Source organism: Pseudocitrobacter vendiensis (assembly GCF_943590815.1).
Classification (GTDB): domain Bacteria; phylum Pseudomonadota; class Gammaproteobacteria; order Enterobacterales; family Enterobacteriaceae; genus Pseudocitrobacter; species Pseudocitrobacter vendiensis.
Window position 1 is genome coordinate 1 of the sequence record NZ_CALSBS010000049.1, and the last position, 14749, is coordinate 14749.

The following is a 14749-nucleotide window of genomic DNA, read 5'->3' on the forward strand; positions in this document are numbered from 1 at the left end:
ACAGAAAAAATACGGACGCTCGCTTTTAAACTAGGTGTATTAGCTGATTCATTTAATAATTACGATGTTAAAAGCAAGACAATCGACCTTCTGCCTAATACTATTTTCACTGGCATTCAGAACATTACCAGCAACAGTAATTTGTATCGTGTGAAAAACGACATTCTGTTTTATGAAAATAACCTTACAGCATCATTATTAACCTGGTTGAAAGCAAGCCTTGAACTTAAAAAGTTTATGGTGGTCCAGGAAGATCAGATCGCAAACGGGCGAAGTGATATTTCTATTTTCTCTTCAGGTGTGAGAGTTTGCATTATCGAATCCAAGTTAATACAAGAACATTCCACCGAAGTGCCAATAAAATCTGTAATAACAAAAGGAATATTTCAACTTTATACAAAGTATTCAGACTCTGTTGCTCAGTCATTTATCGTTCCGCCTGACCTATATCTGGTGTTATTCTGCTTTGACCATAAATTTGTGAATATTCGTAAACACACTGAATCAGCGCTTGAAGACTACCAAAAAGAAAACAGAAATATTAAACTTGAAATGATGCACAGCACCCATCATCAAACCATACGCTTTAGCTTGCGAGAGTCTGGCGGAATATTTGCGGATAAAGTCGTTTATATTAACTTAACTATAGCAAATCTCAGGACAAAGGATAAAAATTGAGAGACACAATGGTAACAGTGAATAACACACCTATACATCTCTCTGACCTTAATGATGCCTTTTTAGCGGTAGACAGTGCAAAGCTGGAATGCGATGGGCATACTTTAATGCTCAGCCATGCCTTGATGGAGGCTAAGATCCCACATCTTCGCTTCCTTGGGAAAGTTACCGTTAAGGGATGTGATTTTGTGCTCTCCCCCCACTTATGGTTGCAAATCGACGGCTTCACGGTGGACTACCGCCTCCGGATGTGGATTAACCTTTTCTGTGGCCCAGATAAAGCCTCAGGGGCGCCCCATGGCATTTTCAGCAGCCTTCATTACCCGAAGCATCATTATGAACCACTGAGGCCAGCACCGTGTAATCTACTAGCCCCAAATCTGCTCGATTTAATTACCGATGGATTCGCCTCAAAAATCTGCATCCCGGAATCTACGTTGGCATGGTATTCGACAGGACAAATGAAATAATGTTATCCGGTAAATAGTAGATAACTCCGGTCGTTAGGAAAATTGGCTTTGATAGGGTTACTTCAGTTCTTTTAGCCACGACTTTCTTTCAAAGGATGAATGTGAAAATATTCCCGTTTGAGGTTCAAAACTCTATAGCCGTTTTGAACCATCTCAGATTGTAATTTTACCATCGAGCTCTTACTGGCGAAGGTTCCAATGGTGAATGCGGTAAATCTGCTTAACGGAACCATTCCGGATGTCGCATACGATCAGCTTTAATAACTTGCGTGTTCAATTCAATGACTTCCGTCGGTGTTAAAATTAAGGCATCTGGATTCGAAATTAATGGTCGTAGAACCACCTCCCCTTTTTTATCATCTTTAGAACCGTAGATATTAATTAGAAAATGCATGCGTTGATTTAATTCTGATTGACTTACCCATTGCCTAAAAGTCATCGTTTGCTTTACATAATTAATAATAAGAGGGGCCAATTCAGTTTCTTCCGTTTGTGACAAAGCCTTTTTATTTGACATTTTCTTAAGGATTTTACCTAGCTTTGCCACACACATATGAATGCTTAACGATGTGGAAATTTTAGTGGTGTTAAAATCCTCCTGTGAAATGGAAATCAATCCAACATACTGTTTATAACAATCGTAGACATAAATAAAGTGTGATGTAAATGGGGTTGAATGATTAAAAACCCCCAAATTCCAGCCATATTGCTCTACTGTTAAAGAACTAAAATCTTTGTCGTTAATGCTCATTTATACTCCTAAGCGTCATAATTTGATTGAACTAGATTGTACGAAAGCTGAGTTCTAACCTTTGTTTTTATTTCCAAACAAATATACCACATCCTATATCCATCTCTAATAACCTCAACAACACAATTTCTGAGTTTAATTATTTTCATGAAATCAATAATTATGGTTTGTTACCTAGTAGTTAAAGATGGTTGGACGACTTCATGAAATTTTAGAAGCCTTCTGTCCGAACTGAAAACCCTTGCGACTCAGAATAGATTCATGTTAAAACTCGATAATGTACTTTCACAAATTTTCGTATTTTCCTTATTCGAAAGGTTTTTATTGATCTGTGTGAATCAAGTGCTTTGTTCAAGGTACTTGTTACCTGATACTAAAATTATTTTAAACGGGATTCTAGCCTTACCATTGTTCTGTTTACCGGAGACATTATTCGTGACTGACAAGACATCTATTTTAGTTCTTACGCCAATCCTGGAGCTTGCAGAAGAAGCCCATAAGTCCTTAAAAGAGAACCTTAAGGAAATTGGAACAAGTGACACAACCGGAACATGCATGTTCGCATGTATATTGGTTTGTAAATTTGCACGACTCAGAGGCATGGTCGCAAGTATACGCGGCGGGAATGGTACAGATAATGGAGGTCTTTTCAATGAGTATGGAGGACATGGCCACTACTGGTGTGAGCTGAGTGCTGGAGGAATGACTTTTTATATCGATATTGCTGCCGAGCAGTTTGGATACCCTTCTTTCATTGTCAAAAATGCCAATGACGTGTCGGACTTTCCGCGATATATCCCCGGCAACCAAGCTACAGTAGATGAACACGTGAGGCTTGCGTACACTGAAGGGATTCAATAGCCCTGCATTTTGTACCAGTTAATGTCAGTGCAATTCTTACTGTCCCATACAGTTTATGATGCCGCTGAACTTCCGCGCAAAGTTCCTCAAATGGATGAGCGGGATTGAAAATAAAGAGATTTAAAAGCGGGTAATTGAGTTATAAAGGAATGTTATTTATGCATTCTTGAACCAAATACACCGCTTCAGAATGGATCGCCGTAATCTTACATTGTAGGACTTTTCTTCCAGCTACCAATTTGTTCATGAATCTGTCTTTCAATTCTTTCCACGTGAGCATATAGCTCAGTGTAACCAGGCAGATTTTTGCCAATATCACCTTCCCACTGACGCGTTAGCAGGCTGACTTTATCTTTAAGCGTGGATAGCTGATTGAGTTGCTTTTTGGCAATCACAATCTCTTCCGAGTATAAATTTTTCTTAGCCATAACAGTACCATACTTCATAAAATTTAACTTAGGTAACGACGGCTATCTTTTAACACAATTCATCAGTATTGCAACATCTAAGTACATTTTAATCATATGCAAATTATGGATTGGCCAGTATCCAGCACTGTCCCCGTGATGTATTCATGTTAGCATATCTCCCGCTGCGCTTACTTACCTTTGGAAAGTTACTTTTTTCCGAAGCACCTGCTAATAAGATACCGTCATAGTGTTATGCATAAAGTTATATTTATTGTTCAGTATGATTTATTTATTTCCATACTGAACTTTTAGCTTAATGTTGCTCACTTAGCTTCGGGCTCTGATGACGTAACGCTTTACACCTTCAGGCGGTTCGGGCCAATCTGAATTTTCTCGGGACTGATAATTACGGTTTCTGTATTTGATAAATGCCTCAGCCTGCTCGATATTATCCAGCCTATACTGAAGGAATTTAAATGCGTCATGAGGCATATTCCCTGTAAGATCTTCAGCAGTATATGAATCACCCGTCACATCATACCAGTGACAAAGTACCACTTTCTTACCGTCTGCATCATAGATCGCGTTAAAATAATCACTCTCAAATTCATAGACATTGACGGGTTGATAACCGTCTCCGGGCTCCTGCCTTGTGACTTCATTAAAATTTGGTAGGCCATCATCATCCAGCAAATCCGGCGTCAGATAAACTTTATCATTCCGACTGACCATTGCCATGTGACATGCCCATTGATCATTCAGCATTGTCGGGAATTCCTTTAAATCACCGGCATGCCAGTTAACAATCTCTTCTGGCCGTTTGACAACAAACCGCTCCAGTTTCTTTGCCTTTCCTTCAAGCAACACAAACCTCAGACCTGAGTTTTTCTCTGCCATCGACAGGACCCTTGCTCGCGCTTTATCCGGGCATTCATACCAACTGGTATACAACTCCAGCAACAGCTCCCGTGTGTCATCATCCCCTGCCCGGGCATACATCCATTGCTCCGTTGAGCATGTCCCTAATGCAATTAGCTGTAATGAGTTTCGTGACTTAATCAAGCCAACCGGGAGGAACATATCCGGGGTTGTTACGTATTCCGCGCCAGAGTTGGAGTTGCATGCAATATAAGCATCTCCCCACATCTCAAAAAGATCGCTATATTCCTCATGTCCCGACTTGCCCATGGCCCCTTTCAGTAATTCCGCACCTTTTTCGCACATTTCAAATAGCTTTTGTTTTTCGGCCCACGAACTGAATACCGGTTTCATGGAGTACCATTTCCTAGACTGCTCCTCATCTTCCCAAAGGGTAATTTCGGATGCCGAACGCTCCGGCATAGAGACCCAGGATCTGCTGGTTTCCCGAATGTTTCGTTTTCCGGTTGCATAGACAACACGATGGACCCACGCATGAGCTTCAAGTCTGTTATCACACTCATAGGGTTTAGGCGCGATAAACGCGACGTAATTCCCTGACGAGTTGACCCCGGCCCGAAGCAGTTGCGATCCGGACGCAGTTACCTGCTCCTGAATGACCGATGCCATTTCGCTTGCACCCTGAGTGAGCCTGTAAAGTTGATTCAGCAGGGCCTGGCGCCCTTTTTCGAAACGCATTCCATCATCAAGCGAAACGCCACGGTTACCGGTCTTCCATGAAGCAATGCACTGATGAATCAGTTCATGAATGTTCACCGGCAGGCGCAACCCCGAATCCTGCATTGCAGTCAGCAGATATTGCCGGTGCGGCAATTCTCTTTCACGTTCCTGCTCCAGGAATTTGATTGCGGCCTTAAAAAATCGAATGTAAAAAAGGTGGTTACTCCGGAATTTGCGCTGCTGGATAAAACGGTTCAGTTCCTCCGGGCCCACTGCATCCAGGCACAGATATGCAAGCTCTGCTTCTCCCCGGCGCCACGGCCTGTAGCCAGAAACGTTTACCTTACAGTTAAACATCTTATCTGTTCTGTAGCGCTTCACCGCCACATCAACTGCCAGACTATCTCCCTGACGATACACAACCGCAGCAGAGACATTATTCTCTGGTTCAGCGATGAAGGAGTACCCTGAATAGCTGCTGTCCTCTTTGACGGCACCAGGTGCTGTTCTGGGGGTCATAAGCTCACGCCAGTTGCAGAGCAGCCGCGAGCCCGGTTGCATATAGGAGTTTTTTTCACTAATAAATTCATCGAGCGTCTGCGAGTCTGGTGATGCCAGCAGCCCTGTGCCGTCTTCATCGTGCAGAAAATGGAAGTACCGCTCCTGGAAGCTCAGATTCAGGAAATTAGCCTTTTCATGCTTGGGATAGAACTGACCAAAGAGAGCCAGCCGCTGGTCAAGACCAAACAGCATGATAAGCAGACGTCGGTAATGCAGAGCCATCAGGTCATGGGATTTGAGACGATCGGTATAGGCCACATCTTCAAATTTGATGGTGGTACCGTCAAACCCACGAAAGTGGCCCTGCTGCTCATCTTCAGACGGAAATAACCGTGATGCTCCAAGATGGCTTTCCACCGGGGAATAGATTTGTTTGATGTTTTGCCCGTTGCGGACCATCAGAAACACGATGCTGTTCTTTTCATTGTATTCTGAATTCGCCCAGGTATCACCATAGTCAATAAATCTGCGGGTGGTTACCATGACGAGTACACATCGCTCAGTCGGAAAAATTTGCTCCACCAGCCCAGGGTTATCTTTTAGCGCCTTGTGGAATGCGGAAAGACTCCTGAAATCAAAGTGTTCGTCGATGTCACACCAGGCTGAAAGTTCCTCATCCACTACGAGCTTCTTCTGACACAGCGTCAGCGGAATGCTGCTGTCAGCTGGCTCGCCTTCAGCAATATCGACTACCGTCACGTTTTTGCCGACGAATAATTCCAGCGTGAGAACACCGGCCTGAATTTTGTTAGCCTGCTCAATGCCCTCCTGCGTTCCGGCCAACTTGGCAGCGGCCAGCTCCGCATAATACGGATGCATTTTCTCCAGCGCCCGGGTAATAGCACCGGTACGCGACGTAATAATGTTAGCTACGGCACCGGCAATCTTCCCTTCCCGTTCCGCGACTTTCGCCATCAGAGAAACCTGAGCTTCGGAAATTCCCTGAGAAAGGGCATTCTGCACCGTACCCAGCGCCATGGTAACTGCGGCATCTTCTGCATTTCTGACGACCGGAAGCATTCTGTCGTCTGACTCGCCCCCCCTTTTACTGGCCTCTTCGTCTTCGATCCTTTTCATAGCCAGTTCCCGGAGATCTGAGGGATTTTTCAGTGTTTCGGTGAGACGCATTTGCAGGTCAGCAACCTCGTCCTGAATGCCTTTGAGCTCTGACTGACGGATCGATTCATGGTCGGGCTGATATTCAAACAAGGCGAGAAAATCGGCCGTCAGAAACCGATGTTCATTCAGTTTCTTGTCTTTCGTTGATTTTGAGCCGTTCTCAGCAACGACTTCAACGTTTACCCATTCCCCGTAGTGCCGAGGGTGGGCACGAAGGATGACGGTATGCAGATTGTCATCCACGTACCGCAACGAGTTGATGAGGAGTGTATCCCCGGCCGCAATCGCCTCTGCCGGAATATCGACGAGGGCGGACCAGTATTGCCCCGCCAGCAGAGAATGAAAACGTTCAAGGCGATCAATGTTAGTTTTGCTGACCAGGCCACCCATTCACTATACCCTCCGAATTTGTTTGTTATAAGCATCATACCAGATTGGATTGTCAGCCAAATAACCTGAAGTACGGGAAGAGGTAAAATAATTAAAATTGAGCCTGTCCAATTTATCAGTTTTGAACATGTGGATTAAACCTTCGTTAATTAAATCATCGGGGAATGACTTCATATATTACATAGGAAGGAGTTGAATAGCCCATTAAGTCATATATTTTAGAGACAGAAGCTTAACGGGCGAAATGTTTTTTTACAGTCAACCAACGTCAGATCATTTTTTGGACTGAACGATTTCCCAGTATCTCTCGTTAACACTGGTTTCACAGCGAGAAGGTATGTCAGACGGGGATCTTGATCGAGTAACAAATGCCTCGATTACATTTTTCCCTTCATCTGACACTTCGGCATCAGGTAATCTTCTAAGAGTCTCGTTTAGTATCTTAGTAGCCCCATCTCTCATCTTAACTGGATTAGTTTCTCCGAGAAGTTCACCACACATTTTTGAAACAGCTGTTGCGTGCCCAAAGACAGGTACTGGATCACTTTTTTTATTCTGTGTTTCGCTGGCATGAACAGAAAATACCAGTGAAAATATTCCTGCCAATACGATGCATTTAATTTTCATTTGTTTCTCCATGACTATCACCAAGTTAAAAACATAATTTTTATACCACAATATTTTCTCAACCATAAACAGCTATTTCTGGTTGTGGATCATAATTATTTCATCCCGGCGTTAAACTGACGCCGGGAACAGAATCCGGCCGGAATTTTCAAGGCATAGATAAATTGTTATCACGCCAATATTGATGCATGCCTGCAACCCATTGTTTCGAGATTGCCGACATCGTCTCTGCCAGGACACGCATACATTCAGGTGTGAATAACCGGACTGGCTCCCCCAAATCGTCACTCACAGTGATGATGTGCTCCAGGATGTTCCCGTGACATAAATTGTGACGAACCCTCACGATTTCCGCATAGGGCCTTTTCGGGGCACCTTCAGCAATCTTGGTCAGCAGATCCTGCTCCTCGGGAAACGCCAGCAGCGTCACCGGCATACCAGCCATGTGCGCCCTTCTCATTAGGGCATTACTGAGTGTGGCCATATCACTTAAATCCACCAGCGTTGCGGCTGGCTGCGAATGCGCCTGTGACTCCATCAGTTCAAGCGTCACCCTCAGTGAGGTTTCAATCCCGTTCAGGAAAGTTGTACAGGCAGCCAACCACAATTCAGCGTGAGTTGCCCGGGTAGCCTGGTCAAAAAAACAATCAATAACGGCTGTCGTGCTGTACGGCCAGTATGCTTCCAGGTCCCGTAACTGTGCCATGTGCTTCTCTAACGCCTCTGCAACCTCTACATCTACATCTACATCTACCGGATCGAAATCGTCGGTATCGATAGTCATAGGTAAATCCTGTTGTCAGTATCGTGAATGAAAATCCGCTGAACCATATCATACCCTTACATAAAATATGGCTTAGCGCCATTATATCTTTCCTAAATGCAGCGCCAGAGAGAACAGTTGCTAAACGCCAAATGAATCAGAACAACTGTTCCACGAACAGCCAGGTTGTGGGCCACAATTAGTTGACCACGGCATGGATAACAAGATGCAGTGTAAGACTGCGAGATCTTCATGGTCCAATCCAATTCTGACATGCTTTGAGTCACCCTCGTCAGATGATAAAATATGGAAAATTTATCTAATTCAAAAAGGGCTGCTTGTGGATAATTCATTTCGTGCAGAAATAAAGGTTCTTTCCGTTTTCGACTTTGATGGAACTCTTACCCGACATGACAGCTTTATCCCCTTTTTGCGCTTTGCCTTCGGTAACAGTGTCTTCACCCGCCGGTTGGTTAAACTCGCTCTTCCTACCCTGCGGTGTTTGAGTCGCAAACTAACTCGTGATGAACTCAAAGAAATTTTAATATCAACGTTTCTCACTGGTATCGAGGAAAAGTGGGTCAAGGAGAAAGCTGAAGCCTATTGCAACCTTTATTGGGGGCGTCTGATGAGAGCATCAGGCCTATTGGCCGTGGCAACGGAAGTTTCTAACAATGTTGAGGTGACACTCTGCTCAGCCTCACCGAGGCTTGTACTTGCTCCGTTTGCTGAACGACTGGGGATCAAGCTCATCGGTACAGAGCTGGAAAGCGTTAATGGTATCCTGACCGGGCGCATTACAGGGCACAATTGTCGTTGCATACAGAAAATTAACCGGCTGGAGTCTATTTACGGACCATTAGATCAGTATCATCTTCGAGCCTGGGGGGACACTCGGGGCGATTATGAATTGCTGGCAGCCGCCAAAGATGCCCACTGGCGGCACTTCCATCCTCGTTGGGACAGAAAAAAAGCTTTTATACACCGCTTAAAAAAGGAGTCGTTCAGGGTCTAAAATCGCACAACATGAACGTTTTAAATAATATACCGGGGCTAGCTTTCACAGTTGTCCATGACCAGTGTTTGGCCGTTGATACCTTTAAGACCCAGCTGGCTGGGTCTCTCGCCAGAGCCCTCTAATTAAGCTTTATCAGGAAGCAAGCTAAAGGATATTTAACCTTTTTGTTTCATCTATCCACGGTCTAAATTCTTCCAGTAAGTTATCGTATAATTTTTCATCGCTGATAGAGCCGAAGTCATCCATTGCAAAGAAATGGGTGTTATCAACGCGGCGGTCTGTAAAATCATCCAGGTTTTTCAGGATTCCGTAGCTAGATCCACCGAGGCCGACAAATTTCCAGAAGATCGGGAAGTTGGCTGAGCGCCGGATAGCATTCTTAATTGCTCCGGTCTTGCTTATCCCGCCATCGGTAATAAACACTATGTAAACCGGGATTTTTGAGTCTTTGAAGTAGTCGACAATTTCTTCCATTACCGGTGGTTCATTGTTAGTCCCACCAAGCCCCGGCAAATTTTCCCAGGCTGAACGCTTTCCGGATCCACGAATGGTCTGAATGTAATCGTCAAGGTTATCCAGAGTGACATTTGGATACTTCTTATGCTTCTCTCCAAAGCCCCAGACATCCATTTCGCCATCGTCATCGAACTGGGCGGCAAGGACGGCGATGCGATCCAGCACGGACTGAACGTTACCCTTACTGAACTGGCCACTCATTGAGCCGGACGCGTCAAGAACAAACGCAACTGCTGCCTCCAGGGTTTCCAGTTTATTTTTAGTGAGGCTGACTGAGGCCTTTTTAGCGAGACTTATAAGTCGCGGAGATTTTGTTTCGAGCTTCTTTTCCAGACTGATACGAGCAGGTTGTGCTGGCTGCGGAGCTGTCTGTGCAACATCAACACCATAACTCATCGCCAGGGGCTCAAGCCCACCGTTGAAACCGAGGCCAAGCGCCCGTAGCTTCCAACTGCCGTTATGGCGATACACCTCCGCCACGATAATAGCTTTCTCGCTGCGCCCTGCTGTTTCGGGATCAAACGATGCAATACCGGAGGCCTGCAAATTCAGATTCTGCAAGCCTGTAATAGTATCGCTTCCGTCTATCACGAGGGTTATGGCGATTTTCTGAACAGCCGAGGAAACGCGGTTAAGATCAATATGTACGCTTGATTGCTGCGTCCCTGCCGTCAGTTTTAAAGCCCCCTCCGGTGAACTCAGGTTATTGAAAAAGATGAAATCGTTATCACCGCTCACCTTACCTTGTGCGTTGAGCATGAAAACGCAGGTGTCGGGTTCGCCGTTAAAACCGGGACGTACCGGGTATCGCAAATTAAGAGTGACTGATGATGAAGATAGAAGGATATTTTGACCTGACTGTAATTGCATGACTCTGTTCCTTGTTTAGTAACCGTAGTCTCTGCCACCCTTTACCCGGGTTCTGGCCTGAAGTGCTGAAATACACTCATCGCGCTTTTGCTTGTTCGAAAAGTTGATGCGTCGGGATCCGAAATCACCATGGATATAGAAGTTGACACCTTTCTCGCGTGTGATATTCGATATTTTTCGAATCTCAATGCTGTCTTGCTCACCCATCCTGCTCAGAAACTTGAGACGAAGCCAGTCACCCAATCCCATATTGCCTAAATCTGCTGGAAGAATTATCGTTCTGTCATTGTCGTTAAAAATTATACCGAAATATTCTATGGCGATGCGTTCCGCCATTTTTTTCATTGGCCAGATCATTACAAGTGGATAGAGAACGAACATAACTCTTGCTATATAATGTGATATTTCTGGCGATACAAATTTGACGGGAAGCGCACTGAGTTGCAGAACGAGCACTGCTGAAACCACAATAACTGCGATAGAGGCACTTAACGTTTTAAAAATGACGCCAATATCATATACACGTTGAATGTTGGGGATAGCTGAATATTTTCTTTTTAGCTTTCGGTAGAAAAACATCCCGAATATCAGAAACGGCAGGAACACAAAAAAAGCCACAATAAAAAGTAGTATTACTGCTGAACCATCATCTTTTTTCTTTGCCATGTGCTAACACCTATAAAAAACCCCGGTGACAGCACCGGGGTTGAGTTTATTTTTATTATTAAATATTCACGCCGTGCTGGGTTGCCAGTGCAGATAACCCGCCAGCAAAGCCCTGGCCGACAGCTTTAAACTTCCATTCAGCGCCATGGCGGTACAGTTCGCCAAAGACCATTGCAGTTTCGGTTGAGGCGTCTTCAGACAGATCGAAACGAGCAATTTCCGCGCCGTTGTCGTTGTTGTACACGCGCATGAAGCTGTTGCTCACCATGCCGAAGTTTTGTTTACGCGCTTCTGCATCATAGATGGTAACGGCAAACACCAGTTTTTTGATGTCTGCTGAGACTTTGGTCAGATCGATTTTGACCTGCTCATCGTCGCCGTCGCCTTCACCGGTACGGTTGTCACCCTGGTGCTCTACCGCGCCATCAGGACTGGTTTTGTTATTGAAGAAAATGAAATGGGCATCTGACAGCACTTTACCGTCTTCGCCTACTGCAAATACGGAAGCGTCCAGGTCAAAACCCTGACCGTCGGTTACACGGGCATCCCAGCCCAGGCCAACCATAGCGACATTCATGGTTGGTGCTTCTTTGGTCAGAGATACGTTGCCGCCTTTTACGAGAGAAACTGCCATTTTAAGCTCCTGCAAACAGTTGAATTAGGGCTGAATAAACAGCCCCGGATAAGAAAAGTAACTTTTCGATCAGGACGCGTTAATACCGTACTGAGCACATACAGATGCCAGACCACCAGCATAACCCTGGCCTACTGCGCGGAATTTCCACTCACCATTGTGACGATACAGCTCGCCAAACAGCATGGCGGTTTCAGTGGACGCATCTTCGGTCAGATCGTAGCGAGCAACTTCAGTCTGGTTATCGTCATTTACCAGGCGAATAAACGCACCGGATACCTGACCAAAGCTCTGGCGACGAGCCTGAGCATCGTGGATAGTCACAACGAAAATGATCTTGTCAACTTCAGACGGGACGGCGTCCAGTTTAATTTTCAGCGATTCATCATCACCATCGCCCTCACCGGTGCGATTATCGCCGGTGTGCGTTACGGAACCGTCCGATGACGTCAGGTTGTTATAGAAGATGAAATCTGAATCGCCGCGCACTTTGCCATTTGCGGCCAGCAGGAAAGCTGAAGCATCCAGGTCAAAGTCCTGACCGTCTGTTGAACGCGCATCCCAGCCAAGGCCCACCAGGACGTTTTTCATTGACGGAGCTGCTTTACTCAGGGAGACGTTCCCGCCTTTGGAAAGAGAAACACTCATAAAATAACCTCTTCGATTAGTAATTGTTCAGGTTAACACTTCAGGGGATCAGCTCCCCTTTTCCTCAGATTCAGGTTTGCCCGGGAACATGACGCTTGCGAGAATGCCCAGCGCCAGAACACCCAGTACAACATACAGGCTGGTTGTGGCCGCGATGCTGTAACCATGATGCCAAATGTGATCGGTCGCATTCAGGCCCAGTTTTGCCGCGATGAAGAACAGCAGCACGATAACGGCCTTCTCCAGATGAACCAGGTACTGTTTCAGTGCTTCAAGGACAAAGTACAGAGTACGCAGGCCCAGGATAGCAAACATCATGGCACTATAGACGATAAGCGGTTCACGACTGACGGCAATGATTGCCGGTACCGAGTCAAACGCAAACATAACATCCGATAGTTCAACCACGGCCACACACAGGAACAGAGGGGTCGCATACAGCGCCGCCTTTTTACCACGGCCAATGGTGACATCGCTGTTTTCTGGTTTCGCCAGTTCGGCATCCACTTCCTTCTGGTTAAGCAGGAAAGCATGACCTCTGAGCTTCGGCCAGATAGGGAAGAAGCGTTTAACCATGCGGTAAGCCAGATGCTGGGAATAATCCTCAATTTCATCATCGTCATCACCGCTTTTAAGCATCATGACCGCCGTCCAGGCGACGATGATAGCGAAGACAACTTCAACATACGGCCCCAGACTCAGCAGGCTCGTACCGATGGCGACAAAGATGCCCCTGAAGACGATGGCACCAATGATCCCCCAGTAGAGAACACGGTGGCGGTAACGATCAGGAACGGCGAACCAGGAGAAGATGGCCATCATGACAAACAGGTTGTCGACCGACAGCACTTTCTCCAGCGCATAACCCGTTACAAACAGGCTGGCAACCTCAGCACCGTGGTGGATGTAGAGGAAACCGGCAAATGCCATCGCAACCACAACCCAGAATACGGACCAGAGCGCCGCACTCTTCAGGGAAATGGGCTTGTCATCACGGTGCATAAACAGGTCAATAAAGATGGCACCGACTGAAAGCGCAATGAAAACAATGACCGTTTCAGTCGGGAAGCCGATGTGTGTGGAAACCATATTTTACCCTTAGGGATGTGGATCAGAGGCCAAATTCAGCCGGGTCGAAGCCCAACGCGATAGCGATCTCGCGGGAGGCCAGTTTCTCGTCCTGATCGAAGTTACCGTCACTTTTCGCAACGGCAATACCAACACGTAAGGCCAGCTGAGCGGCCTCAGGCTGATCTTTCAGCGCCAGGATGTATTTCATGGTTTCGCCCTTGCCGATTTCAACATCGAAATCGAAGCTTGAAACCAGTTTATTGAAGAACTCGATCACCTCATTGGTATCGAAGACCTTCAGCTCTTCTGAAGACCGAAGAAAGCCCATCATTTTCTGCTTTTCTTCCGAACTCACGCCGTCACTCGATACGGCAATACGGGCACATACAGCAACGGTGCCGTGCATAAATTTTTTGTTTTTGAAACGACCAACCTGGCGGGTCAGTTCGTCCCGGCCAGAGTTTATGGCACCTTTTACCTTGTCGAAAAAGCTCATACCTGTTTCCTTTGTTGCTGTGTTATTTAGAACCGGCGCTCCAGCGAAATCCCCAGCCAAATGCCCGGTCCATTTCGTCCTGGCCTTTGAAGTACTGGTTGATACGCTCGACTTTAATCGCGCCGTTTTCATTTACGAGTCTGGCAATGGCGCACAATGTGCGACGGTTTTCACCTTCGGTGAGGCGGGTCTCAATGGGAGGCTGATCCGGCACATGAATGGTGACCACACCATCAGTCTTGTCCCAGCTGGGAATACCTTCATAAATAAAGGCGTAAATCAGCACTTCACGGATATGCTTCCATTCCCGGCCATTGATATGCAGCCACTCGCCGTCTGATACATCACCCGTCCGGTCATCGCCCTTGAGCTGAACATAAGGCTCATCGCGATAATTACCGAATGCATTACCCAGCGCCTGAATGACCGATTTATACCCGTCCTGAAGCTCAACAAATGCCCCAAGATCCAGGTCGATTCCTTTGGAGCCGAACATGCCTGCGAAACCCGATTTGCCGCTGCCCCGGTGCCAGTTCAGGTTGATCCGGATTTCACCGAAGTTATCCCGTTTGGTCAGGCTGATTGCTGGCTTCTCTTTTGT

Annotated in this window: 16 protein-coding genes; 4 read left to right on the forward strand and 12 right to left on the reverse strand. The window is 46.0% G+C overall.

Features of this window, described 5'->3' with window-relative positions; all coding sequences use genetic code 11:
- Both NMC31_RS24845 and NMC31_RS24850 read left to right on the forward strand, forming a co-directional pair.
- The coding region (locus tag NMC31_RS24845; RefSeq protein ID WP_253899347.1) for a hypothetical protein at positions 1-678 on the forward strand (678 nt) is incomplete at its 5' end.
- 8 nt (positions 679-686) lie between these two features.
- A complete protein-coding gene (locus NMC31_RS24850; RefSeq protein ID WP_015062966.1) occupies positions 687-1148 on the forward strand; it encodes a hypothetical protein in 462 nt (153 codons plus the stop codon).
- A 220-nt stretch (positions 1149-1368) separates the two neighbouring features.
- On the opposite strand, the gene NMC31_RS24855 is transcribed toward NMC31_RS24850, so the two are convergent.
- Complete coding sequence (locus NMC31_RS24855) at positions 1369-1899, reverse strand: hypothetical protein (RefSeq protein ID WP_032610444.1); 531 nt, start codon at positions 1897-1899, stop codon at positions 1369-1371.
- A 261-nt stretch (positions 1900-2160) separates the two neighbouring features.
- On the opposite strand from NMC31_RS24855, the gene NMC31_RS24860 reads away from it, so the two are divergent.
- Positions 2161-2760 carry a hypothetical protein gene (locus NMC31_RS24860; RefSeq protein ID WP_015062969.1) on the forward strand — a complete coding sequence of 200 codons (600 nt, stop codon included), beginning with the start codon at positions 2161-2163 and terminating at the stop codon, positions 2758-2760.
- 206 nt (positions 2761-2966) lie between these two features.
- On the opposite strand, the gene NMC31_RS24865 is transcribed toward NMC31_RS24860, so the two are convergent.
- From NMC31_RS24865 to NMC31_RS24880, 4 genes are all read right to left on the reverse strand, one after another.
- Positions 2967-3188, reverse strand: a complete 222-nt coding sequence (locus NMC31_RS24865; protein WP_032610446.1) for a hypothetical protein — start codon at positions 3186-3188, stop codon at positions 2967-2969.
- A gap of 309 nt (positions 3189-3497) precedes the next feature.
- Positions 3498-6839 carry a hypothetical protein gene (locus NMC31_RS24870; protein ID WP_032610447.1) on the reverse strand — a complete coding sequence of 1114 codons (3342 nt, stop codon included), beginning with the start codon at positions 6837-6839 and terminating at the stop codon, positions 3498-3500.
- A gap of 273 nt (positions 6840-7112) precedes the next feature.
- Entirely contained in the window at positions 7113-7532 is a 420-nt protein-coding gene (locus NMC31_RS24875; protein ID WP_015062971.1) for a hypothetical protein, read from the reverse strand.
- Between the two features lie 82 nt (positions 7533-7614).
- Complete coding sequence (locus NMC31_RS24880; RefSeq protein ID WP_112782011.1) at positions 7615-8250, reverse strand: hypothetical protein; 636 nt, start codon at positions 8248-8250, stop codon at positions 7615-7617.
- Positions 8251-8563: 313 nt separating this feature from the next.
- Between NMC31_RS24880 and NMC31_RS24885 the strand changes: the two genes are divergently transcribed.
- A complete protein-coding gene (locus NMC31_RS24885; protein WP_032610522.1) occupies positions 8564-9244 on the forward strand; it encodes an HAD family hydrolase in 681 nt (226 codons plus the stop codon).
- A gap of 147 nt (positions 9245-9391) precedes the next feature.
- On the opposite strand, the gene NMC31_RS24890 is transcribed toward NMC31_RS24885, so the two are convergent.
- The 7 genes from NMC31_RS24890 to NMC31_RS24920 form a co-directional block, all read right to left on the reverse strand.
- The gene (locus tag NMC31_RS24890; RefSeq protein WP_032610451.1) at positions 9392-10633 is read right to left on the reverse strand and encodes a vWA domain-containing protein; all 1242 of its coding nucleotides are present in this window, start codon (positions 10631-10633) and stop codon (positions 9392-9394) included.
- A gap of 15 nt (positions 10634-10648) precedes the next feature.
- Positions 10649-11299: a hypothetical protein gene (locus NMC31_RS24895; RefSeq protein ID WP_032610453.1), complete on the reverse strand. Its 651-nt coding sequence runs from the start codon at positions 11297-11299 to the stop codon at positions 10649-10651.
- A 58-nt stretch (positions 11300-11357) separates the two neighbouring features.
- Entirely contained in the window at positions 11358-11933 is a 576-nt protein-coding gene (locus tag NMC31_RS24900; protein ID WP_015062975.1) for a TerD family protein, read from the reverse strand.
- A gap of 69 nt (positions 11934-12002) precedes the next feature.
- Positions 12003-12581: a tellurium resistance membrane protein TerD gene (gene terD / locus NMC31_RS24905; RefSeq protein ID WP_015062976.1), complete on the reverse strand. Its 579-nt coding sequence runs from the start codon at positions 12579-12581 to the stop codon at positions 12003-12005.
- Positions 12582-12629: 48 nt separating this feature from the next.
- The gene (gene terC, locus NMC31_RS24910; protein ID WP_000255079.1) at positions 12630-13670 is read right to left on the reverse strand and encodes a tellurium resistance membrane protein TerC; all 1041 of its coding nucleotides are present in this window, start codon (positions 13668-13670) and stop codon (positions 12630-12632) included.
- A 22-nt stretch (positions 13671-13692) separates the two neighbouring features.
- Complete coding sequence (locus NMC31_RS24915) at positions 13693-14148, reverse strand: tellurite resistance TerB family protein (protein WP_000007448.1); 456 nt, start codon at positions 14146-14148, stop codon at positions 13693-13695.
- A 22-nt stretch (positions 14149-14170) separates the two neighbouring features.
- A partial coding sequence (locus tag NMC31_RS24920; RefSeq protein ID WP_436651265.1) for a TerD family protein occupies positions 14171-14749 on the reverse strand: 579 nt, incomplete at its 5' end.